The 23180-nt window shown below is 73.0% G+C and carries 18 protein-coding genes and 1 pseudogene; 6 read left to right on the top strand and 13 right to left on the bottom strand.

What is annotated here, in order from left to right:
• Window positions 1–6: 6 nt before the first annotated feature.
• Both KVT45_RS39350 and KVT45_RS39345 read left to right on the top strand, forming a co-directional pair.
• Window positions 7–1944, top strand: a complete 1938-nt coding sequence (locus KVT45_RS39350) for a glycogen debranching N-terminal domain-containing protein (protein ID WP_217554116.1) — start codon at window positions 7–9, stop codon at window positions 1942–1944.
• A 937-nt stretch (window positions 1945–2881) separates the two neighbouring features.
• Window positions 2882–4453 carry a sulfatase-like hydrolase/transferase gene (locus KVT45_RS39345; protein ID WP_308311008.1) on the top strand — a complete coding sequence of 524 codons (1572 nt, stop codon included), beginning with the start codon at window positions 2882–2884 and terminating at the stop codon, window positions 4451–4453.
• Window positions 4454–4479: 26 nt separating this feature from the next.
• Here the strand turns inward: KVT45_RS39345 and dusB are convergent, their stop codons facing one another.
• Window positions 4480–5667 carry a tRNA dihydrouridine synthase DusB gene (gene dusB / locus KVT45_RS39340; protein ID WP_217554115.1) on the bottom strand — a complete coding sequence of 396 codons (1188 nt, stop codon included), beginning with the start codon at window positions 5665–5667 and terminating at the stop codon, window positions 4480–4482.
• A gap of 142 nt (window positions 5668–5809) precedes the next feature.
• On the opposite strand from dusB, the gene KVT45_RS39335 reads away from it, so the two are divergent.
• Both KVT45_RS39335 and KVT45_RS39330 read left to right on the top strand, forming a co-directional pair.
• Entirely contained in the window at window positions 5810–7261 is a 1452-nt protein-coding gene (locus tag KVT45_RS39335) for an MFS transporter (protein ID WP_217554114.1), read from the top strand.
• Window positions 7262–7569: 308 nt separating this feature from the next.
• Window positions 7570–7665: pseudogene (locus KVT45_RS39330) on the top strand (transcriptional regulator); the annotation flags it as partial.
• Window positions 7666–7681: 16 nt separating this feature from the next.
• Here the strand turns inward: KVT45_RS39330 and KVT45_RS39325 are convergent.
• From KVT45_RS39325 to KVT45_RS39285, 9 genes are read right to left on the bottom strand one after another with little or no spacing between them, the layout of a single operon-like run.
• Entirely contained in the window at window positions 7682–9070 is a 1389-nt protein-coding gene (locus KVT45_RS39325) for an FAD-binding oxidoreductase (protein ID WP_217554113.1), read from the bottom strand.
• Complete coding sequence (locus KVT45_RS39320) at window positions 9067–10185, bottom strand: acyl-CoA dehydrogenase family protein (protein WP_308311001.1); 1119 nt, start codon at window positions 10183–10185, stop codon at window positions 9067–9069. Before KVT45_RS39320 ends, KVT45_RS39325 begins: the two co-directional genes overlap by 4 nt.
• Window positions 10182–11183, bottom strand: a complete 1002-nt coding sequence (locus KVT45_RS39315; RefSeq protein WP_217554112.1) for an ABC transporter substrate-binding protein — start codon at window positions 11181–11183, stop codon at window positions 10182–10184. Before KVT45_RS39315 ends, KVT45_RS39320 begins: the two co-directional genes overlap by 4 nt.
• 39 nt (window positions 11184–11222) lie before the next feature.
• A complete protein-coding gene (locus KVT45_RS39310) occupies window positions 11223–12323 on the bottom strand; it encodes an LLM class flavin-dependent oxidoreductase (RefSeq protein WP_217554110.1) in 1101 nt (366 codons plus the stop codon).
• A gap of 44 nt (window positions 12324–12367) precedes the next feature.
• Window positions 12368–13348, bottom strand: a complete 981-nt coding sequence (locus tag KVT45_RS39305) for an ABC transporter substrate-binding protein (protein ID WP_217554109.1) — start codon at window positions 13346–13348, stop codon at window positions 12368–12370.
• The gene (locus KVT45_RS39300) at window positions 13345–14061 is read right to left on the bottom strand and encodes an ABC transporter ATP-binding protein (protein WP_217554108.1); all 717 of its coding nucleotides are present in this window, start codon (window positions 14059–14061) and stop codon (window positions 13345–13347) included. Before KVT45_RS39300 ends, KVT45_RS39305 begins: the two co-directional genes overlap by 4 nt.
• A 5-nt stretch (window positions 14062–14066) precedes the next feature.
• Window positions 14067–14933: an ABC transporter permease gene (locus KVT45_RS39295; protein ID WP_217554107.1), complete on the bottom strand. Its 867-nt coding sequence runs from the start codon at window positions 14931–14933 to the stop codon at window positions 14067–14069.
• Window positions 14930–15838: a sulfurtransferase gene (locus tag KVT45_RS39290; RefSeq protein WP_217554106.1), complete on the bottom strand. Its 909-nt coding sequence runs from the start codon at window positions 15836–15838 to the stop codon at window positions 14930–14932. Before KVT45_RS39290 ends, KVT45_RS39295 begins: the two co-directional genes overlap by 4 nt.
• Window positions 15835–16530, bottom strand: a complete 696-nt coding sequence (locus KVT45_RS39285; RefSeq protein ID WP_217554104.1) for an alpha/beta hydrolase — start codon at window positions 16528–16530, stop codon at window positions 15835–15837. The genes KVT45_RS39290 and KVT45_RS39285 overlap by 4 nt, the downstream gene beginning before the upstream one ends.
• A 319-nt stretch (window positions 16531–16849) precedes the next feature.
• Between KVT45_RS39285 and KVT45_RS39280 the strand changes: the two genes are divergently transcribed.
• Window positions 16850–17719 (top strand): LysR family transcriptional regulator, encoded by an 870-nt coding sequence (locus tag KVT45_RS39280; protein WP_217554103.1) that lies wholly within the window; start codon window positions 16850–16852, stop codon window positions 17717–17719.
• A 33-nt stretch (window positions 17720–17752) separates the two neighbouring features.
• Here KVT45_RS39280 and KVT45_RS39275 read toward each other — a convergent pair whose 3' ends face one another.
• On the bottom strand, window positions 17753–18094 hold the full coding sequence (locus KVT45_RS39275) for an SCO4225 family membrane protein (protein WP_217554102.1): 342 nt from the start codon (window positions 18092–18094) through the stop codon (window positions 17753–17755).
• Between the two features lie 118 nt (window positions 18095–18212).
• Window positions 18213–19127 carry a helix-turn-helix transcriptional regulator gene (locus KVT45_RS39270; RefSeq protein WP_217554101.1) on the bottom strand — a complete coding sequence of 305 codons (915 nt, stop codon included), beginning with the start codon at window positions 19125–19127 and terminating at the stop codon, window positions 18213–18215.
• A gap of 100 nt (window positions 19128–19227) precedes the next feature.
• Between KVT45_RS39270 and KVT45_RS39265 the strand changes: the two genes are divergently transcribed.
• Window positions 19228–20655: an MFS transporter gene (locus KVT45_RS39265; protein WP_217554100.1), complete on the top strand. Its 1428-nt coding sequence runs from the start codon at window positions 19228–19230 to the stop codon at window positions 20653–20655.
• Window positions 20656–20785: 130 nt separating this feature from the next.
• Here KVT45_RS39265 and KVT45_RS39260 read toward each other — a convergent pair whose 3' ends face one another.
• On the bottom strand, window positions 20786–23041 hold the full coding sequence (locus KVT45_RS39260; RefSeq protein WP_368857562.1) for a SpoIIE family protein phosphatase: 2256 nt from the start codon (window positions 23039–23041) through the stop codon (window positions 20786–20788).
• Window positions 23042–23180: the final 139 nt, after the last annotated feature.

Below are 23180 nucleotides of genomic sequence, written 5' to 3'. Positions count from 1 at the left end.
CCGGGGATGACGGACCGGCATCATCTGCTCGTGCACGGCGCGACGTTCGCGGCCGTGGACGACCGTGGCGACATCAGCGGCGTAAGGGGCGGCGGTTCCCCGGACGGGTTATTCGTACGGGACGCCCGGCACCTCAGCCGCTGGCAGCTGACGGTCGACGGGGCGCTGCCCGAGGCACTCACCCCGGTCGGCGACGGGGACGGCACGCGCTGTGTGCTGGTCCCGCGCGGCGGCCGCCAGGAACCGCCCGCACACACGCTCTTCCGTGAACAGGCCGTCGGCGACGGCTCGTTCGTCGAGTCCCTGCGGGTCACCAGCAACCGCCCGGTGCCGACCACGATCCGGCTCGCGATCACCGCCGACGCCGACTTCACCGACCAGTTCGAACTCCGCGCCGACCACCGCACCTACACCAAGGCCGGCGCCGTCCGCTCCCGCCAGGTCCTCGACGACGGGCTGGAGTTCGGCTACCGCCGGGGCGAGTGGCGGTCCTTTACGACGATCACCGCCGAGCCCGCCCCCGACGGCGTGGAGGAGACCGGGACCGGCGCCCGGCGGATGGTGTGGACGCTGGAACTCGAACCGCACGGCACCACCGAACTGCTGGTACGGGTGATGGCACGCCCGCACGGCGACCGGCGGGCGCTGCGGGTGCCCCGCGACCCGGCCGCGCTGAACGAACAACTCCTCTCGCTGGAGGGTGAGTTCGTGGAGGGCGTGGCCTTTCCGACGGGCTGGCCGGAGCTGGCGGCGGCCTGCGCCCGCGGTCTCTCCGACCTTGCCACCCTCCAGGTGCCGGCCACCGGCCCGGACGGCGAGGAGCTCAAGGTCCCGGCGGCCGGGGCCCCTTGGTTCCTCACCCTGCTCGGCCGCGACGCCCTCCTCACCTCCCTCTTCGCCCTGCCCTACCGCCCGCACCTGGCCGCCGCCACCCTCCCCGCCCTCGCCGCCACCCAGGCCACCGAGACCGGCGCGCACTCCGTGGCCCAGCCGGGGAAGATCGTCCACGAGGTACGGCACGGCGAGCTGGCCCACTTCGGGCAGGTGCCGTACGGGCGTTACTACGGGTCGGTCGACGCGACACCTCTGTTCCTGATCCTGCTGGGCGCGTATGTCGATCAGACCGGGGACGCGGCGATGGCCCGGCGGCTGGAGCGCAACGCGCGCGCGGCCGTCGGCTGGATGCTCGACCACGGCGGGCTGACCTCGCGCGGCTACCTCGTCTACCGCGCGGACAAGGGCGGCCTCGCCAACCAGAACTGGAAGGACTCCCCCGGCGCGATCTGCTCCGCCGACGGCAGCCGGCCGCTGGGGACCGTGATGGCCGCGGGGGCGCAGGGGTACGCGTACGACGCGCTGCGCCGGACGGCGTGGCTGGCGCGGACGGTGTGGGCCGACGAGACGTACGCGGCGCTGCTCGAACAGGCCGCCGGTGATCTGCGGGACCGGTTCCAGCAGGACTTCTGGATGCGGGAGGCCGCTTTCCCCGCGCTGGCCCTTGACGGGGAGGGGCGGCAGGTCGACGCGCTCGCCTCGGACGCCGGGCATCTGCTGTGGTCCGGGCTGCTGGACAAGGAGTACGGGGAGGTGGTCGGGCGGCGGTTGCTGGAGCCGGACTTCTTCTCGGGGTGGGGGGTGCGGACGCTGGCCGCGGGGCAGGCGGCGTACCACCCGCTGTCGTACCACCGCGGGTCGGTGTGGCCGCACGACAACGCGCTGATCGCGCTGGGGCTGGCCCGGTACGGGCTGCACGACGAGGCCCGGGCCGTGGCGCACGGGCTGGTGGACGCGGCGACGGCGGGCGGCCACCGGCTGCCGGAGGTGCTGGCCGGGTACGGCAGGGACTCACATCCGGAGCCGGTGCCGTATCCGCATGCGTGCGTGCGGGAGTCGCGGTCGGCGGCGGCTCCGCTGGCGCTGCTCACTGCGGTGGGGGGTGCGTAGGGGGTCGCGTTTCGGGTGCGGGCCGGTGGGGGCTGGTCGCGCCCACGCGGCGGAGCCGCAAATTGACACAGCCCCGCGCCCCTGACGGAGCGCTTGTCCGCGCTCCCCGAAGGGGCGATGTGTTTGCCCGGTGTTTGCCGAATGGCCTGAGCACGGGCCTAAAGAGAGCCGTACGGAATTGTGGCGGGTTCGGCCTCCGAGCGCCGGCCCGCCCTCCGTTTCACGGGTCTCGCACGGAAGGACCTCCGGGTTGTCTCAGCACACGAGCATTCGCCAGCCATCGGACACGCCGTCCGGGCCGACCGAACGCGAAATCCCGCCGGAGGAGTCCGAAGTCCCGACGTCCGAGCGGGAGGAAGGGGCTTCCGAGGCGCCCGGCGCTCCTGAGCCTGCTGCCGACGAAGCCGCACCCGTCATCGAGCCGAGCGACGCCGCACCCGAAGCCGCCACCGAGACCGAAGCCGAGCCCATAGCCGCCGAGGCCGCCAACGAGGCCGAGTCCATAGCCGCCGACGAAGCCGACCCCGGACCCGCGCCCGAAGCCCCCGCCGAGACCGAAGCCGCCGCCGAGGCCGCCGCCGGACCGAAGCCCGAGGCCATCGCCGAGACCGAAGCCGCCGCCGAAGCCGATTCTGGACCGGAGACCGACCCCGGACCCGAGACCGAAGCCACCGCCGAGGCCGAGGCCGATCCCGGGCCCGCGCCCGAAGCCGCCGCCGCAGACGACTCCCGGCCCGGCCCCGATTCCGAAAGCGCTCCCGAGGTCGCCCCCGTCCCGGAGGGCGCCCCCCGCCCCCGTCGTCGCGGCTGGGCCGCCTGGAGTGGGCGGGTTCGGGAGCGGCGGGAGGGCTGGCGGGACGCGCATCCCACCGCTGCCAACGTGCTGTCGATCGGCGTCACCGTGCTGTGTGCGGCGCTCGTGATCGCGGCGCTGGTGATGCCGAACACCGTCGTCGACCTGGGGCCCGCGAAGTTCGTGCGGCTGCCGTCCGAGGGGATCATCGCGGCCGCCGTCGCGCTGGCGCTGCCCCGGCGGCCCCGGATCGTGCTGGCCTCGGTGTTCGGCGTCGTGCTCGGCGCGCTGACCCTGGTCAACGCCCTCGACATGGGGTTCAAGCAGTACCTGGGCCGGAGCTTCAACGCCATCCTGGACTGGAGCCTGCTCGGCGACGCGGAGTCGTATCTGGAGGACACGCTGGGCCGGACGGCCACCCTCGCCGTCAGCGTCGGTGCCGTCGTCCTCGTGCTGCTGCTGTTCGTGCTGCTCGCGCTGGCGACGGTCCGGCTGAGCAATCTGCTGGCCCGGCATCCGGGGCGGGCCACCCGCGGCACGCTGATCGCCGGTGTCGTCTGGATCACCTGCTCCTCCTTCGGTGTCCAGCTCGCCGGCGGCGTGCCGCTGGCCGCCGACAGCACCGCGAACACGCTGGAGATCAAGGCACGTCAGGTGAAGGACACCCTGCACGACGAGGCGGAGTTCCAGAAGGTCGCCAAGGTGGACGCCTTCGGGAACACCCCGCCCGACCAGCTGCTGACCAGCCTGCGCGGCAAGGACGTGGTCTTCACGTTCATCGAGAGCTACGGCCGCAGCGCCATCGAGGACCCGATCGAGGCACCCGGCGTCGACAACACGCTCGCCGTCCGGACCCAGGCGCTCGCGAAGGCCGGCTTCCACGCGAAGAGCGGCTGGCTGACGTCGGCGACCTACGGCGGCAGCAGCTGGCTCGGGCACTCCACGACCATGTCGGGTCTGTGGGTCAGCAATCAGCAGCGCTACCGGACCGTCATGGCCAGCGACCACCTCAGCATCACCAAGGCGTTCCAGAAGACCGGTGACTTCGACACGGTCGGTGTGATGCCGGGTATCCAGAAGGGCTGGCCGGAGCAGAGCTACTACGGCCTCGACAAGGTCTACAACGCCTTCCAGCTCGGCTACAAGGGACCGAAGTTCAGCTGGTCGACGATGCCCGACCAGTACGCGCTCCAGCAGTTCCAGGACCGGGTGCACAGCAAGAAGCCGGCCGACGGCAAGTCCCGGATGTCGTTCGTGATCCTGACCTCCAGCCACCAGCCGTGGGCGCCGATCCCGAAGATGGTGCCGTGGGACCAGCTGGGCGACGGCTCGATCTTCAACGCCATCCAGAAGGCCGGCAACAAGGCCTCCGACGTCATCGCCGACACCACCAAGTCCCGCCAGGAGTACGGCAAGTCCGTCCAGTACTCGGTGACCGCGCTCACCGAGTGGCTGGAGCGCTACGGCAACGACAACACGGTGCTCGTCTTCCTCGGCGACCACCAGCCGATCGCCCGGGTCAGCGGCAACCACGCCAGCCGTGACGTGCCGATCTCGATAGTTGCCAAGGACCCGAAGGTCCTTGACGCGATCGACTCCTGGAACTGGACCGACGGTCTGCGCCCGGCGCACAACGCCCCGGTGTGGAAGATGAGCGCCTTCCGCGACAAGTTCCTGACGGCGTACGGCTCCACCCCGCACCCGAAGACCAACTAGCCCCACCGGCCGCCGCGGGTGTCGGCTCAGCCGCCGGACGAATCCAGTTCGGCGTCCTCGCCGATACCCGCGCAGTCGTACGGGTCCTTCAGCCAGCCGTCCGGCAGCACCACCCGGTTGTTGCCGGACGTACGGCCGCGGGGCCCGTCGGCGCCGGCCGGCCAGGCCTGGTCGAGGTCCAGTTCGTCCAGGCCGGCGCGGAGTTCGGCGAGCGAGGACGTGATGGCGAGGCGCTTGCGCATCTCGCTGCCGACCGCGAAGCCCTTGAGGTACCAGGCGACGTGCTTGCGGAAGTCGACCACTCCCTTGGACTCGTCGCCGAGCCACTCGCCGAGCAGGCCGGCGTGCCGGACCATGATGTCGGCGACCTCGCGGAGCGAGGGCTTCAGGACGTCTTCCGTACGGCCCTCGAAGGCGGCGACCAGGTCGGCGAAGAGCCACGGCCGCCCCAGGCAGCCGCGGCCTACGACCACTCCGTCGCAGCCCGTCTCCCGCACCATCCTGAGCGCGTCCTCCGCCGACCAGATGTCGCCGTTGCCGAGGACGGGGATCTCCGGGACGTGCTCCTTCAGGCGGGCGATGGCCTCCCAGTCGGCGGTGCCGCCGTAGTGCTGGGCGGCGGTGCGGCCGTGCAGGGCGATCGAGGTCACGCCCTCCTCGACGGCGATCCGGCCGGCGTCGAGGTAGGTGATGTGGTCGTCGTCGATGCCCTTGCGCATCTTCATGGTGACCGGGAGGTCACCGGCGCCGCTCACCGCCTCGCGCAGGATGGCGCGCAGCAGGTTCCGCTTGTACGGGAGGGCGGATCCGCCGCCCTTCCTGGTGACCTTCGGGACCGGGCAGCCGAAGTTCAGGTCGATGTGGTCGGCCAGGCCCTCCTCCGCGATCATGCGGACGGCCTTGCCGACGGTGGCCGGGTCGACGCCGTACAGCTGGATGGACCGGGGCTGCTCGCTCTCGTCGAAGCGGATCAGCTGCATGGTCTTCTCGTTGCGCTCGACCAGCGCCCGGGTCGTGATCATCTCGCTGACGAACAGCCCCTTGCCCCCGCTGGCCCCAACCTTTGCTTCGCCTCCGGCGAAGGCTTCGCCTTCGGCGAAGTGCCGGCACAGGGTCCGGAAGGGCGCGTTGGTGATCCCCGCCATGGGGGCGAGGACGACCGGCGGGCGGACGGTGTGCGGGCCGATCTGGAGGGGCGACGTGGGCTCGGGCATTCCCCCATTGTCCCGTACGCGGCGCGGTGCTCGTCCGGCGCTGGTCGTACCTGTGGACAACCGCCCCTCCCGCACCGCCCGTCACGATCATGTATCACTCATTAGTTAGACGCACTATCGAAGTGGGCGTACGATGGGGGCCATGCCCGAGCTGAGCCCCCGCCGACGCATGCTCGTCCTTGCCATCTGCTGCATGAGCCTGCTGATCGTGAGCCTCGACACGACCGCCCTCAACGTCGGACTGCCGTCCATGCAGCGCGAGCTGCACGCCTCGACGGCGGGTCTGCAGTGGACCATCGACGCGTACACACTGGTCCTGGCCTCGCTGCTGATGCTCGCGGGGTCGACGGGCGACCGGGTCGGCCGCAAGAAGGTCTTCATGACGGGCCTGGTCGTCTTCTCGGTCGGCTCGCTGCTCTGCTCCCTGGCGCCGAACCTCGACTCGCTGATCGCGTTCCGCATGGTCCAGGCGGTGGGCGGTTCGATGCTCAACCCCGTCGCCATGTCGATCATCACCAACACCTTCACCGACCCGCGTGAGCGGGCCCGGGCGATCGGGGTGTGGGGTGCGGTGGTCGGCATATCCATGGCCGCCGGCCCGCTGGTCGGCGGCCTGCTGGTGGAGTCGGTGGGCTGGCGGGCGATCTTCTGGGTCAACATCCCGGTGGGCCTCGCGGCCGTGCTGCTGACGCTGCGCTTCGTGCCGGAGTCCCGGGCGCCGAAGGCCCGCCGCCCCGACCCGGTCGGCCAGGTCCTGGTCATCGCCCTGTTCGGGTCCCTCACATACGCGATCATCGAGGCGCCGACGGCGGGCGCGGGCACAGTCCTCCCCTTCGCTGCGATCGCCCTCGCCGCTCTGCTGGGCCTCCTCTGGTACGAGCCGAGGCGCGATGAACCCCTGATCGACCTGCGCTTCTTCCGCTCGGCGCCGTTCAGCGGCGCGACCGTGACCGCGATCAGCGCGTTCGCCTCGCTCGGCGGCTTCCTGTTCCTGTCCACGCTCTACCTGCAGAACGTGCGCGGACTGGACGCCCTGCACGCGGGCCTGTGGATGCTGCCGATGGCGGTCCCGATGTTCCTGTGCGCCCCGCTGGCGGGCCGCCTGGTCGGCAGCCGGGGACCGCGCCTGCCGCTGGTGATCGCCGGGGCCGCGATGACCGCCAGCGCGGTCCTGTTCGCCGCGTTCCAGGCGGAGACCTCGGACACCACCCTCTTCCTCGGCTACGTCCTGTTCGGCATCGGCTTCGGCTTCGTGAACGCCCCGATCACCAACACGGCGGTGTCGGGCATGCCCAGGACCCAGGCGGGTGTGGCCGCCGCGGTCGCCTCCACCAGCCGCCAGCTGGGCCAGACCCTGGGCGTCGCGGTGATCGGCGCGGTGCTGGCCTCCGGGATCGGCTCGTCGTCGTACGCCGGCACGTTCGTGTCCGCGGCCCGCCCCGGCTGGTGGATCCTCGCGGGCTGCGGCCTCGCGGTCCTGCTCCTCGGCGCCGTCACGAACGGCCGCTGGGCCCGCGCGACCGCCGAGCGCGCCGCGGAGCGGCTGGAGTCACCGGAGATCCGCTCGGCCGTGGGGACCGCGGAGCGCGTCTAGAGGTGTTGCCCTGAAGCGGTGTCAGGGCCGTGCTGGAAGATAGGGGGGTGCCACTCCCCTACGTCTACCGCGTGACCAAGTACGACCCCGCCGACCGCGACGAACACGGGCACTACACCGGCGCCGAGGACACCGTCAGCGATCACGGCGAGATCGAGGCGGCCTGTCTCCGGGCAGTCGAGGCGTTCGCCGTGGAGGCCGGCGTCGACCGGCTGCGCGTACGCGAGCCGCAGGTCCCGTCCCTCACGCACTTCGGTGCCGAGCGGCCTCCGGAGGACTTCGGGCTTGACGGGCTCTTTCCGACCGGCCTCAAGGTCTGGCGCACCCTGCGGGAGTCGGCCGTGTTCGGCGCGGACGCGCAGAACCTCATCATCCGCGCCCGCCTGGCCCTCGACCTCACCTGACACGCGGGAAGGGCGCTCACAGGCCCTTGCCCGGGTTGAGGATTCCGTGGGGGTCGAAGGCCCTCTTCAGGCGGCGTTGCAACGCGTGGGCGGCCGGGCCGAGTTCGTCGGCTACCCACTGGCGCTTGAGGACGCCGACGCCGTGTTCCCCGGTGAGGGTGCCGCCCAGGCGCAGGGCCAGGGCGAAGATCTCGCCCGCCGTCTCCCAGGCCGCGTCCGGCAGCCGGTCCAGGGCCGGGTCGACCACGATGATCGGGTGCAGGTTGCCGTCGGCCGCGTGGGCGATGGTGAAGACCGGTGTCCTGTGGCGGGCCGAGATCGCGCGGATCTCGGCGGCCGCCTCGGCGAGCCGGGAGCGGGGTACCGCGATGTCCTCGATGAGGGGGCGGCCGAGGCGTTCCAGGGCGGGGAGGGCCTGGCGGCGGGCGGACAGCAGGGCTTCCGCCTCGGCGGGATCGGTGGTGGTCCGCACGCTCGTGGCCAGGGGGGTCAGGACGTCCGCCACGGTCCTCGCCTCGGCGGCCGCCCCGGCGCCGTCGCACTGCACGATCAGCAGGGCGGCACCGCGCTCGCGCAGGGCCGGGTCGACGGCCGCCAGGACCGGTCCGTCGAGCAGTTCCGCGAGGGCCGGGACCACCCCGGCCCGCGCGATCGCGTACGACGCCTGGGCCGCCGCCTCGAAGGTGTCGAAGTACGCGGCCAGTGTCGCCGTGGCCGCGGGCAGCGGGCGCAGCCGCAGCGTCGCCGAGGTGATCACCGCGAGGGTGCCCTCCGAACCGGTCAGCAGCCCGGTGAGGTCGTAGCCGGTGACGCCCTTGACGGTACGGCGGCCGGTGGCGACCACCGTGCCGTCCGCGAGGACCGCCTCCAGGCCCAGCACGCTGTCCCTCGTCACGCCGTACTTGGCGCAGCGCAGGCCGCCCGCGTTGGTGGCGATGTTCCCGCCGATCGTGGACAGGGCGGCACTGGCCGGGTCGGGTGCGTAGCGCAGTCCGCGGGCGGCCGCCGCTCGGTCCAGCTCCGCGGTGATCACGCCCGGTTCGACGACCGCGAGCTGGTCCTCCGGGGACAGTTCGAGGATGCGGTTCATCCCGGACAGGTCCAGGACCAGGGAGCCCTCACCGGCCGTCGCCCCGCCCGACAGGCCGGTGCCCGCGCCCCGGGGAACCACCGGCACCCGCAGCGCGTGCGCGTGCCGCAGGGTCACCGTCACGTCCTCGGTGCGCCGGGCGTGTACGACGGCGAGCGGCAGCCCTTCGGGGTGGGTGCCGGAGCGGTCGGTGGCGTGTGCGGCCAGCGTGCGGGGGTCGGTGGCCAGCCGGTCGGGCGGCAGGTCGCGGGCGAGCAGGCCGAGCAGCCGGGCGGGGGCGGTCGTGGTCGTGGTGGTGGTGTCTGCGGTGGTCACGGGGTCAGGGCCTTCGTTCCGATCGCCAGCAAGGTGATGTCCTCCTGGGGTGCGTGCACCGGCGCGCACTGGATGTCGCGGAAGTGCCGCTCCAGGGGGTTGCCGCGGGCCAGGCCGGGGTTGCCGAGCAGGCGTACGGCCAGTTCGACCGCCCGTACCGCGTGCCGGTCGGCCAGCACGCGCGCGCCGAGGGCCTGTTCGGGGGTGTACGACGGCTCGGCCGCGTCGACCCGGGCGGCCCCGTCGAACACCAGCTGGTCGGCGGCCGTCAGCAGGACCTCGATCTCGCCGGCCGTCCTGCGGAAGCGTTCTGTGCGGGCCACCGGGTGGCCGAGGTTGGCGGGCACGCGCGTGTGCGCGAACGTGTGGAAGAAGGCCTGCGCCGCCCTGGCCACGCCCAGGTACAGCGCGGCGAGGGGGAGGTGCAGGGCGGCGCCCGCGCGGTTGTCCTGCTCGGCGGCGGGGCCGTGCGGGCCGATGCCGATGACGTGCTCGTACGCCACCTCGACGGCCCGGAACGTCACGTCGTGGCTGCCGCTCGCCCGCAGGCCCAGCTGGTCCCAGCGGCCGGTGACCTCGATGCCGGGTGAGTCGCCCGGCACCAGGAAGGTGCCCACCCTCGGCTCCGGTTCGTCGGTCGTCGCCCACACCAGGAACCAGTCCAGGCCCTCCGCACCGGTCACGAACCTCTTCGTGCCGCTGATCGACCAGCCGTCCGGGGTGCGGCGGGCGAGGGTGGCCGGGAGGCCGCCCCGGGCCGGGGAGCCCAGTTCGGGCTCCACGCGCGCGTGGTTGACGAGAACCGGGCGCTCCGCGGACTCCTTCAGCACGCGCGCGTACAGCGCCTCCGGCCAGTGCGGGCGGGCCGCCTGGCGGGCGTGGGTGGCCAGGGTCATCGCCGTGATGAGGGCGACGGACGGGTCGCCCCGGCCGATGGTGTGCAGGATGCGGGCCGTCTCCTCGACGCCGGCGCCCCGGCCGTCGTACTGCCGGCCGATGGTCGCGGTGAGCCAGCCCGCCTCGTGGACCAGTTTCAGGGACTCGGCGGGGAAGGCGGCGGAGTGGTCGTAGCCGGCGGCCAGTTCGGCTATGCGGTCCACGGTCTCGACGGTCACAGGGCCTTCCTCAGGTCGGCGTTGAGGGCGGTGGTCCAGAACGACTTCACGTCCAGGTGGGAGGGAAGGGCGCCGAGTTCGGTGAAGGCGTCGGCCACCTTCTGCTGGGAGGCGATCGCCGTGTCGTCGACCGTGCGGGCCTGGGTGGGGCGTTGCTTCTGCTGGGCGGTCAGGTCCTGTTCGGCCTGGGCGACCGGCTGGTGGGTGTTCTGGGCGACGACCTTGGCGAAGTCGGCTTCGCGGCCGTCGCGGACGTATGCGTACGCCTTGGTGATCCGGGCGATCAGGTCGGCGGCCGCGGCCTTCTCGGCGGAGTTCTTCAGGACGCTGTCGCGGGCGGACCAGAGGAAGTTGCCGGACAGGATGTCGGCGCCGGAGCCGACGGTGGTGGCGCCCTGCTGGTGTGCGGTGATGACCGAGGTGCCGTAGGAGGCGAAGGCGTCGATGGAACCGCCGTTGAGGGCGGCCAGGCCGTCGTTGGGGAGGAGGGGCTTGGCGTCGACGTCGGACCAGGTCAGGCCCGCCTGCTTCAGCAGTTCGTAGAGGAAGTAGTGGGCGGTGGTGTTCTTGACGTAGCCGACCTTCTTGCCCTTCAGGCCCGCGATGTCGGTCACCTTCGAGCCCTTGGGTACGACGACCTCCTGGTTGAGGGTCGAGCCCCGCTGGACGGCGACGACCTTGAAGTTCGGTCTGCCGTCGGCGGCCGAGAAGACCGGCGGGATCTCGCTGGAGGAGGCGAGGTCGAGGGCGTTCGCGCGGACGGCCTGGAGCTGCTGGTCTCCGCCCTGGAACACGCTCCACTTCACCTTGTAGGGGGTGTCGTCGAGGTGGGCGAACTTCAGGACCGCCTCCTCGACCTTCCAGCCGGTGGCGCCGACCCGGAGGGTGACGTCGTGCTCGGAGTCGGCCTGGGCGCTGCCGCCGCAGGCTGCGGCGAAGGGCAGCAGGAGGGCGGTGAGCAGGGCGGCGGGCGCGCGCAGGGCGCGGGGCAACAACACGGGGTCTCCATGGGGTACTCGCAGAGTCGACGGGGGGATTCAGGCGGCGGGGGCGGTGGCGGCGCGGTGGGCCAGTTCCTGGCGGACCAGGGGGAGGATGTGCCGGGCGTAGTCGATGGCGTCGTTGAGCGGGTCGTAGCCGCGGATCGACAGCAGGTCGCAGCCGATGTCGACGTAGTCGAGGAGCGCCTGGGCGACCGTCTCGGGGGTGCCGACGAGGGCGGTGGAGGCGCCGGCCGCGTTGGTGGCGACGGCGGGGGCGGTCCACAGGCAGCGGTCGTGGACCTCACCGCGCTCGGCGATGTCGAGCAGCCGCTGGGAGCCGACGTTCGCCGGGCGGCCGGCGGTGCGGTAGTGGCGCAGCAGCTCGGTGTTGCGGGCCTGGTCCTTGAGGACGCCGAGGGTGCGGTGCGCCTTCTCCCAGGCGAGTTCCTCGGTGGGCGCGATGATCGGGCGGAAGGAGACCCAGATCCGGGGGTGCGGGCGGGCGGCCGCGTCGGCGATCGCGTTGACGGCGGCGATCTGCTCCGCCGTCTCCTTCAGCGGCTCGCCCCACAGCCCGAAGATGTCGCCCTGCTGGCCGCCGACCCGGTAGGCGTCCTGGGAGGAGCCGCCGACGGAGATCGGGACCAGCCCGTGCACCGGCTTCACGTCCGAGTAGTAGCCCTCGAAGGTGAAGTACTTGCCGTGGTGCGAGACCGGGCCGTCGGCCTGCCAGACCTTCCGGAGGATCTGGATGTACTCGTCGGAACGCTCGTACCGTTCCGCCTTGTCGAGGTAGTCGCCCTCGCGGCGCTGCTCCTCGTCGTTGCCGCCGGAGATGATGTGGAGGGTGAGGCGGCCGTTGCTGATCTGGTCGAGGGTGGCGAGGGCGCGGGCCGCGTGGGTCGGGAAGATCACGCCGGGGCGGTGGGCGAGGATCGGGCGGACGCGCTCGGTGTGGGTGGCGACGAACTGGGCGACCTGGAAGGCGTCCGGGGAGGCCGAGTGGTAGGCGACCAGGGTGTGGTCGAAGCCGCCGTCGTCCAGGGCGCGGGCGTACCTGCGCAGGTGGTCGACGTCCAGGCCGGTACGGCTGGAGGCGGCGGGTCCTGAGGCTCCGGCGTCGGTGTGGACGGCGCTGATGAACTCGACAGGCATGAAGACTCCCGTGACTGCTCGGGGCTGCTTGAGAAGACTCGTGGCTACTTGAGGAGAGAGGTGTCGGCGGACTTCGCCACGTCGACGTTCGGGTCGAGGACGCCGATGCCGTTCATGAGGTCGGCGACGCCCTGGACGGTCGTGTTCACGTCGGAGGTGATCGGCAGCACCTGGCTGTACGCGGCGGAGGCCAGGGTCCTGGCGACGGTCGCGTCGGCGCCGTTGCGCTGCTCGATGGCCTTGGCGTACGCGTCCTGGTGGGTGCTGGTCCACTTCAGGGCCGTACCGAGGCGCTTGAGGAAGTCGGACAGCGCGGCCTTCTTCGAGGTGTCCGCGAGGGCCTTGTCGGAGGCGTTGACGAAGCCGATGCCGCTGACCCGGCCGTCCGCGCCGTCGACGAGCAGCCGGCCGCCCTGCTCCAGGCCGACGGCCTGGTAGACGCCGAAGGTCGCCCAGATATTGATCTTCCCGGAGGCGAAGGCGGCCTGTGCGTCGGTCGGCAGCAGGTACTGCACCTTGACGTCCTTGTAGCTGAGCCCGTTCTGCTTCAGCACGTTGGCCAGCAGGTACTCCGAGACGCTGCCCTTGGCCGAGGAGACGACGACCTTCTGGCCCTTGAGGTCCTTGACGCTGTCGATGCCGGAGTCCTTGCGGACGACGATGCCGACGTGCGTGCCGTCGTTCTTGAGCGCGGCGATGTTCTTCAGCTTCACCCCGCCGCTGAGCGCCTGGAGGGCGGGCAGGTCGGCGGAGTAGCCGGTGTCGGCGGCGCCCGCCTGCACGGCCTGGTAGAGCGGGGCGGCGCCCTCGAACTCGGCCCACTTCACCTTGTACTTGGCGCCCTTGAGGGCGTCGGAGGCGGCGACGATCGTCTGCAGGGTCTTGGCCTGGTCGCCGATGGTGAGGGTGACCTGCCCCTTGGAGGAGGCGTCGGCCGAGGAGTCCGCGCCGCAGGCGGTCAGCGCCAGGAGGGCGAGGGCGCTCAGCGCGGCGGTGGCGGCGATTCTGCGGGTTCCGCGTGTCACGAGGGGGTTCCTTCCAGGGTGCGGGTGACGCCGAGCCAGCCGAGCAGCCGGGCGCGCAGGGAGACGAAGTCGGGGGTGGTCAGGTCGCGGGGGCGGGGCAGGTCGACGGTGAGCTCGTGGGCGATCCGGCCGCCGTCCATCACCAGCACCCGGTCGGCGAGCAGCAGTGCCTCCTCCACGTCGTGGGTGACGAGGAGGACCGCGCAGCCGTGCGACTGCCAGAGTTCGGCGACGAGTTGCTGGACCTTGCCGCGGGTGAGGGCGTCGAGGGCGCCGAACGGCTCGTCGAGGAGCAGCAGTTCGGGCTCCCGGACCAGGGCGCGGGCCAGCGAGACGCGTTGTGCCTGGCCGCCGGAGAGGGTCTTCGGCCACACCCCGGCGCGGTCGGCGATGCCCACCTCGTCCAGGGCCTTCGCGGCGAGCGCGCGGTCGGGGCGGCCGGGCAGGCCGAGGACGACGTTGCGCCACACCTTCAGCCAGGGCAGCAGCCGCGGCGACTGGAACGCGGCGCTGCGGCGCACCGGCACGGTCACCTCGCCGCCGATCTCGTCGTCGAGGCCGGCGAGGATCCTGAGCAGCGTCGACTTGCCGCAGCCGCTGTGCCCGAGCAGGGCCACGAACTCGCCCTCACGCAGGTCGAGATCGAGGTCGTGCAGGACGGTGTTGCCGTCGAAGGCCCGGGAAAGCCCGCGTATCTCCACGCTGTTGGCCATGACGCTCACGCCTCGCCCTCGAAGTTGGCCCGCCAGGTCAGCAGGCGGCGGGACAGGATCCGTACGGCGAAGTCGCAGGCCAGGCCGAGCAGGGCGTAGACGACCAGGCAGAGCACGATGACATCCGTGCGGAAGTACTGCTGGGCGTTGCTCATCAGGTAGCCGAGGCCCGCGTCCGCGTTGATCTGCTCGGCGAAGACCAGGGCCAGCCAGGCCGTCGAGAGGGCGTACCGGAGTCCCACGAGGGCACCGGGCAGCGCGCTCGGCAGGATCACGTACGTGACGAGGCCGAGCCGGCCGAGGCCCATCATGCGGGCGGCCTCGACGAGCTGGGCGTCCGTGGAGCGGATGCCGCCGTAGATGTTGAAGTACAGGGGGTAGGTGACGCCGAGTGCGACCAGGGCGATCTTCGGGGTCTCCTCGATGCCGAACCAGACGATGAACAGCGGGATCAGACCGACCCAGGGGATCGCCCGGAACATGCCCATCGAGGAGTCGATGACGTCCTCGCCGAGCCGGAACAGCCCGGCGAGGAGGGAGAGGACGAGGGCGACCGCGGCGCCGATGAGGAAGCCGATGGCGGCCCGGCGGCCCGACGCGGCGATGGCGCGGGGCAGTTCGCCGTCCTTGGTGAGGTCGACGGCCTGTCGGAGCACGTCCACCGGGGAGGCCAGCACGGACTCCGGCAGGATGCCGGTGGCGGAGGCCAGGAACCAGAGCAGGACCAGGCCGACCGGTCCGGCGGCGCGGCGCACGGAACGGGGCACGGTCGGCCGACGGCCCTGCCGGACGGTGCCGCGGATCGTGACACGCCCGGCCGTGGGGGCGGCCTGCGGCGCGGGAACGGCGGCCTTCAGCGATTCGGTGGTCATGAGGAACCCCCCACGGCGGAACCCCTCACGGCGGAACCCCTCACCACGGAGAGCGGTCCGGCCGGCAGCGGTCCCGTCGCGGCCGGGCGGTCGGGATCCGCGGACCACGCCGACCAGGAGCCGGGGAACAGGACCGCCTCGAACCCGGCGATCTCCAGGGCCGCGATCTGGTGGGCGGCGGGGACCCCGGGGCCGCAGTAGACGCCGATCCGGGTGGCCGCGCCCGCGCCCGCCTTCTCGAACCGCTCGCGCAGCGCGTCGGCCGCCAGGAAGGTGCCGTCGGCGGCGAGGTTCTCGCCGGTCGGTGCGGAGACCGCGCCCGGGATGTGCCCGGCCCTCGGGTCCACCGGCTCGGCCTCGCCCCGGTACCGTTCACCGGCCCGCGCGTCCAGCAGCAGCCCCTGCACGGCGAGTTCGGCGGCGCCGTCGGCATCCGTCACGGGCAGCGCACCCGCCCGGAGTACGACGTCTCCGGGCGCCGGAGCGGCCGGGATCCCGGTCTCCAGCGGCAGCCCGGCCGCCCGCCAGGCGCCCAGCGCCCCGTCGAGGAGCGTGACGTCGGTGAGGCCCGCGTACCGCAGCAGCCACCAGGCCCGTGCGGCCGCCGTGTTGCCCAGGTCGTCGTGGACCACGACGACCTGCCCCTCGCGGACGCCCCAGCGCCGTACCGCCGACCGGAAGGCGTCGGGGTCGGGCAGTGGATGGCGGCCGTCCCGCGGCGAGGGCGGCGCGGCCAGTTCGGTGTCGAGGTCGACGTAGACCGCGCCCGGGATGTGCCCGTCGGCGTAGTGGTCGCGGCCGTGCGGGTCGCCCAGTGCCCAGCGGACGTCGAGGACGGCGGGCGGCCGGTCGGAGCCGAGCAGGTCGTGCAGCTCGGCGGCGGTGGTCAGGACCCGGCGGCTCATGCGAGGCCCTCCGCGATCAGGGGCAGCTCGGGCGAGAGACGCAGGCGCTCCAGGAACAGCACGACGGTGGCGGCGGCCGTGCGGTGCAGGGCGTCGTTGAGGACGTCGTGGCGGCCGCCGGTGAACTCCACCAGGTGGGCCGGGGAACCCGCGTAGGCCGCTCGGGCCGCCGCCAGGGGGCTGACCGTGTCGTCCTTGCCGTGCAGGGCCAGTACCGGCACCCGAACCCGGTCGAGGCGGAGTTCCGGCAGGTCGGGTGTGGTGTCGAGGGCTCCGCGCCGGAACGCGGGGTCGCCGGTCAGCCGGGCCTGGTGGGTGGGGCAGGCGGTGCGCGCCTCGATCTCGGCCTCCCAGCCGCCGGCCGTCCAGGGGCCGGTGGGCAGTCCGGCCAGGATCAGCGCGTCGGCGCCGGAGGCCGGCTCGGCGGCCAGCTCCACGGCGTACCGGGCGCCGGTGTCCGAGCCGACCAGGACCCTGGGGCCGGGCACCGACTCGTCGGCGAGGAGTTTGGCGGCCTCGTCGAGGACCGCCGGGTCGGCGGCCGGGTCGCCGAGGGCGCGGACGCGGTAGGCGTCGAAGGCCAGCCGGCGGCCGAACCGCTCGTACACACCGCCGTGTTCACCGCGGCCGGCCAGCACGATCAGCGTGCCGCGCGCGGCGAGGCCTTCGGGTTCGTCCCAGGAGAAGGGCATGAGGGGGCAACTCCGTTCCGGAGCAGGGGGGAAGAGAAAAAAGGGGGAGGAGAGGCGGCCGTCACCGGCACGTGTCAGCCACGGGGCGGGTTCGGTGGAGGCAGCGGAAGGGCGCGGGTACGCGCGGAGGAATCAGCGACAGCGGGCGCTGCACGCCACGCCGAAGTCGATGACTCGGCGCTGCGTCAGAAGGGCAGCCGTGGCGGTCGCGAACATGCGTCCATCATGAGCGGCGGTGACCGAACGCGTCCAACGATGATTCCGCATCGAAATCGATCAGGGATCGCGATCGGTCGGGGGAACGGCTACCGTCACCGCTATGTCCCGACCCGTCCTCGACATCGTGGCCCTGCGCAGCCTGACCGCGGTCGCCGACTGCGGCGGCTTCCACCGGGCCGCCCGCGCGCTCGCCCTCAGCCAGTCGGCGGTGAGCCAGCACGTGCGCAAACTGGAGAAGGCGCTGGGGCGCCCCGTGGTCGAACGCGAGGGCCGCGGCACCCGGTTCACCCCCGAGGGCCGCCTGCTGCTCGAACAGGCCCGGCGCATCCTCGCCGTCCACGACGAGGCCGTGCGGGTGCTGCTGGACGCGGACGGCGACACCGTCACCATCGGCTCCACCGAGCACGCGGCCGACCAGTTCCTGCCCCGGCTCACCGCCGCCGTCCAGGAGGTACGGCCCGGCTGCCGGGTCCGGTACCGCATCGACCGCTCCGCACGGCTGGTGGAGGCGGTCGAGCGGGGCAGCGTGGATGTGGCGGTGTACGTCACCGAGGCCGCCGCCACCGAGGGCACGCCCGTCGGCGGTCTTCCGCTCTCCTGGCACGCGACCCCCGGCTGGCGGCGGCCCGACGCCCCCTCCCCCGTGCCGCTGGTCGCCATCGAGGAGCCCTGTGCGATCCGCCGCCGGGCCATCGCCACCCTCGCCGCGCAGGGCGTGCCGGCCACGGTCGTCGGCGACGCCGGCTATCTCGCGGGGGTCCTCGACATCGCCCGCACCGGGCAGGGCGTCGCCCTCATCGCCGCGGTCGGCGGGGCCCCGGACGGCCTGACCCGGTACGACGGCCTGCCCGCCGTCACCCCCATCCCGATGAGCGCCCTCGCCCGCCCCGGCGCCGACCCCACGACGGTACGGGCCGCGTTCGCCGCCGTCCGGGAGCTGCTCGGCGGAGCGGCGACGGACGGGATCTGACGGCCGCCCTGTCGCAGAGACAGCGGGCCGCGGTCAGCAGGAGGCGATCGAGCGGCGGTGCCGGGCCAGGACGGCCTGCCGCAGGGCGCCCAGGACCAGCGACTGGAGCAGCGCCGAGACGACGACCGTGCCGATGAAGAACCAGTTCGGGGTGTCCGTACGCCAGGCCGTCCGGCCGAGCGCCGAGAGCAGCGGGAACACCGGGAACGTGACCAGGGGCGGCCAGAGCCAGGCGTAGTCGGAACCGTGGTCGTCCGCGTGGTCGGAGTCGACGGTGGCCTTGGCGATGACGACGGCGACCAGGACGAGGTAGGCCACCGAGAGGCGGTTGGTGAGCATCAGCCGGACAACGGTGCGGGCCGGGCCGGTTTCCATCGTCGTCTCCCCCGTGGCCGGTCGTCGTTTCCTCTCGCTTACTGCATCGTCGGGGCAGGACTGCGTCCCGGTCCTGAGTACGCGTACTCAGTTGTGCGAACGAATTCCCGTGAACCGGTCAGGAGTTCGGCGCCGCTGCCCCCACCAGCGCCAGGTCGTGCAGCCGCTCCAGGCGCTCCCGCGTGTCGTCGTCCGCCGGGACGTAGGTGACCATCCGCGCCCCGGACGCCGGGTTCAGGAACAGGTCCGTGTGTTCCAGGGTGAGGAGGCCGACGTACGGGTTGAGGAACTGCTTGGTCCTGGCGCGCAGGTCCACCACCTCGTAGCGCTCCCAGTTCTCGCGGAACTCCGCGGACTCCGCCGCCAGCCGCTTGACCAGCATCTTCCAGGCCGGCTCGGCGAGATGGCCGGCCATGGACCCGCGGAGTTTCGCGGCCATCAGGCGGCGGGTCTCCTCCAGGTGCACGATCGAGCGGCGCCACTCGGGGTTGGTGTAGACGAGGATCATGCAGTTGCGGTCCTCGGGCGGCACCGCGTCGAGGTCGCCCATCAGGCGGGCGTAGGTGCGGTTGTAGGCGAGGATGTCGTAACGGCTGTTCTGGACGGAGGCCGGGAGGGGTTCCAGGGCGCGGAGCATCTCGTGCAGGGCCGGGGTGACGCCCGTGCAGCTCGCGGCCGGGGTCGGGTCGACGGCCTCGGCCAGCTGGAAGAGGTGGGCGCGCTCGGTGCCGTCGAGCCGCAGGGTGCGGGCGAGGGCGTCCAGGACCTGGACGGAGACCTGGATGTCCCGGGCCTGTTCGAGCCAGGTGTACCAGGTGACGCCGACCGCGGAGAGCTGGGCGACCTCCTCGCGGCGCAGGCCGGGCGTGCGGCGGCGGGTGCCGCGCGGCAGGCCCACCTCCTCCGGGGTGATCCGCTCACGGCGGCTGCGCAGGAACGCGGCCAGCTCGTGCCGCCGGATGTCGGCACCCCGGCCCGGGGCGGGGGCCGCCGGCTGCCGAAGGGGCGTCGTCTCTTGCGCCGTGGTCGTCATGTGTCCAGCCTGCCGCGTCGCCGATCCTGTTGCCAGGTACTTCTACTACCAGGAGAAGGAGACTCTGGTACCAGTCTCAGGGAGGCCGCAGGCTCGGTGCATGACCGAAACCGTCACCACCGCGAACGTACGGTCCCCGGCCGCGCCACCGGCGCTCGGCGGCCCCGGACTGTTCACCGTCCTGCTGGCCGCCGCCCTTCCCCTCATCGACTTCTTCATCGTCAACGTCGCCCTGCCCACCATCGGCGCCGACCTGCACGCGGGCGAGGCGGTCCTGGAACTCGTCGTCGCCGGGTACGGCGTCGCCTACGCCGTGCTGCTGGTGCTCGGCGGCCGGCTCGGCGACCTGTTCGGGCGCCGCCGGCTCTTCCTCGGCGGCATGGCCGCGTTCGGACTGACCTCGCTGGCCTGCGGACTCGCGCCCAGCGCCTGGACGCTGGTGGCGGCCCGGGTCGCCCAGGGCGCCGCGTCCGCCGCGATGCTCCCGCAGGTCCTCGCCACCATCCAGGCCGCCACCGGCGGCGGCCGCCGCGCCCGGGCCATGAGCCTGTACGGCGCCACCGCCGGCCTCTCCATGGTGGCCGGGCAGATACTCGGCGGAGTGCTGGTCGCCGCCGACATCTGGGGCACCGGCTGGCGCTCGGTGTTCCTCGTCAACGTGCCGGTCGTGGTCGTCGGGCTGGTGCTCGGCGCCCGGTTCGTACCGGAGACGAAGTCGCAGCAGCCCCAGCCCGTCGACGGCCCCGGAACCGTGCTCCTCGCCGCCTCTCTCCTCGCCCTGCTCGCCCCGCTCACCGAGGGCCGGGCGGCGGGCTGGCCGCTGTGGACCTGGCTGTCGCTGGCCGCGTTCCCGGGCGTGGCCGTCGCCTTCTACGCCGTGGAGCGCCGCGCAGACCGGGCGGGCCGTACGCCGCTGGTGCCGCCGAGCCTGTTCGAACTCGCCTCGCTGCGCCGGGGTCTGGTGCTGATGCTGCCGTTCTCGATCGGGTTCAGCGGGTTCATGTTCGTGATCGCCGTGGCCCTGCAGAGCGGCGAGCACCTGGGTCCGGTCCCGGCCGGGATGGCGCTCGCCCCGATGGCGGTCGTCTTCCTGTTCGTCTCGCTCGCCGGGCCGCGGCTGATCGCCCGGTACGGCAGCCGGGTGGTGACCGCCGGGTCCGTGATCCAGGCGGTCGGCATCGTGCTCATCGTGCTCGCCGCCCGGCGGGACTGGCCGCACCTGGACTTCGCCGGGCTGCTGCCCGGGGTCGCGATCGCCGGTGCCGGTCAGGCCCTGCAACTCCCCAACGTACTACGGCTGGTGATGTCGGAGGTGCCGCCCGCGCGGGCCGGGGTGGGCAGCGGCGTGATGGTCACCACCCAGCAGTCCGCGCTCGCCCTCGGCGTGGCCACCCTGGGCACCCTGTTCCTCTCCCTGGTCCCGCACCAGGGCGTGCGGGACGCCCTGATCATCACCCTGCTGGTCCAGCTGGGCCTGACGGTGGTGACCGGCCTGCTCAGCCTGCGCCTGCCCCGCACCGTGAACTGACCGCCCCGCAAAGCGCCCCGTAAGGGGCGCGGGGCCGTATCCGATATGCGGCTACCGCCGCGTGGGCGCGACCAGCCACAACGGCGCCGCAGCCGCCGGACGGCATATCGCGGCACCCCCAGCGGCGCACTCAGCCGCCACTGCCGCCCAGTTCGAACCACACGATCTTGCCGGTGCCCAGCCGGGTCGTACCCCAGCGCCGCGCCAGCCGGTGCACCAGGTAAAGCCCGCGGCCGTGTTCGTCGGTGGCCTTGGCCTGGCGCAGCCTCGGCAGCTGCGGCACGTCGTCGCCGACCTCGCAGCGCAGCACGTCCGTGCGCAGCAGCCGCAGGCTGATCGGGCGGGAGGCGTGCCGTACGGCGTTGGTGACGATCTCGCTGACCAGCAGTTCGGCGGTGTCGGTGAGGTCCTCCAGGCCCCAGCCCGCCAGGGCCTGCCGGGTGAGCCGGCGGGCCCGGCCGGGCGCGCCGACCTCCGGCTCCAGGGTCCAGTACGCCACGTCGCTCGGCGCGATGCCGTCGAAGCGGGCGGCGAGCAGCGCGATGTCGTCGTCGCGGTCACCCGGCCCGAGCATGTCGAGCACCTCGTCGCACAGGGCTTCCAGCGGCGGGGGCCGGTCGGGCCCGGTCAGCTGGGCGGTGGCGGCGATCCGTTCGCGCAGTTGCTCGATGCCGGTCCACACGTCGCGCAGCCGGGACTCGACCAGGCCGTCGGTGTAGAGGAGCAGGGTGGCCCCGGTGGGCGCGTCCAGCTCGACCGCCTCGAAGTCGATGCCGCCGACGCCGATCGGGGCGCCCGGCGGCACCGTGAGGACCTCCGTCTTGCCGCCCGGGTAGAGCAGGATCGGCGGCGGATGGCCGGCGTTGGCGATGGTCATGCGGTGCGAGACGGGGTCGTAGACGACGTACAGGCAGGTGGCCATGCGGTCGGTGCCGAGCCGCTGGGCCTGTTCGTCGAGGTGGTGCAGCACCTCCTGCGGGGGCAGGTCGAGGCCGGCCAGGGTCAGCGCGGTGGTGCGCAGCTGGCCCATGACGGCGGCCGAGGTCATGGAGTGGCCCATGACGTCGCCGACGACCAGCGCCACCCGGCTGCCGGGCAGCGGGATCGCGTCGTACCAGTCGCCGCCGACGCGGGCGGTCTCGGCGGCGGGCAGGTAGCGCACCGCCAGCCGGACGCCGGTGGGCCGGGGCAGGGAGTGCGGCAGCATCGCGCGCTGCAACCGGTCGGCGATGAAGGCCTCCCTGCTGTACAGGACGGCCTTGTCGACGCCGAGCGCGGTGTGGGTGGCGAGCTGGGCGGCGACCAGGAGGTCGGCGGGCTCGAACGCCGGGCGCTCGGGCCGGCGCAGGAAGACGACCGCGCCGGTGACCCGGCGGCGGCCGCGCAGCGGGGCGAGGATCGCGTGGGAGCCGACCCAGTCGTTCAGCGCGCTGTCCGCGCCGACGAGTTCGCCCAGTGCGGCGCGGGTCGGCGGGGTGTCGGCGAACACCGGCCGGACCCCGCGGAGCACCTCGGCGAGGGCGCCGCCGGGCACCACCTCGCTCCAGTCGGAGGCGTCCAGGTCGTCCTGCTCGTCGTCCACCGTCTCCGCGGGCCAGACCAGGCCCTCGGCGCCGGGGCCCTTGAGGCGGTCGGTGCGGCGCAGCCGCAGCACGGCCGGGCCGGCGGGCCGTTCGTCGCCGACCGGCAGCGGGTCGCGCAGGTAGACGAGGGCCGCGTCGGAGTACGTCGGTACGGCGGCCCGGCACAGGCCGAGCACGATCTCGTCGGTGTCGAAGCCGCGGGCGATCCGCCGGGTGGCCGCGCCGACGTAGCGCAGGCGGTCCTCGTCCGGGGCCTTGGGCGCGGCGGGCGGCCCGGACCCGAGGGTGTCCTCGCGCACGCCGAGCGCGGTCTGCGCCGACAGTGCGTCGGCCAGGGCGATGTCGTCCTCCACGAAGTCCTCTCGGTCCGGGCGCCGCAGGAACACCGCCACACCCACGACGGCGTCGGGGGCGCGCAGCGGGGCGAGCAGGACCCGGTTCCCCTGCGGGAGCCGGACCCCCGTCCCGAGGAGTTCACCGAGGGCCTCGTCCACGCCGTCCGGGCCCCGGCCGCGCGCCCTGCCGCACCGCAGGAGCGCGGCGAGCGCACCGTCGGGCGCCACCGGTGCCGACGGCGGGGGCGTTCCGCCCATGGTGCCGCCGAGTTCGGGGGGCACCCCGTCCAACTGAAGGCGCTCCGGCTCGGACCGGCCCGGCGGGCGGTCGCCGAGGTAGACGAACATCCCGTCCGCCAGGTCCGGGACCGTCACGCGGTACAGCTCATGGACGGCCTGCTCCGCGCCCTCGGCGCGGGCGATCCGGCGGCCGGCAACGGCCAGGAAACGTTGAGGATCCGGCAGCATCGCCTCTCCGTGCCGGTGGCCGCTTCACACAAGGTCGCTTTCATCTTGAGCCAGGGTCAATGCCCTGTCCAGGGTTTCCACCGTTACACCAAGTCCGGCTCATGATCCGGCGGTTGGCACGGGGAGGCGCACAAGGCAC

It is taken from the genome of Streptomyces sp. GbtcB6 (assembly GCF_019091475.1).
Taxonomy (GTDB): Bacteria; Actinomycetota; Actinomycetes; order Streptomycetales; family Streptomycetaceae; genus Streptomyces; species Streptomyces hyaluromycini.
This window is presented reverse-complemented; position numbering and strand designations above follow the sequence as displayed.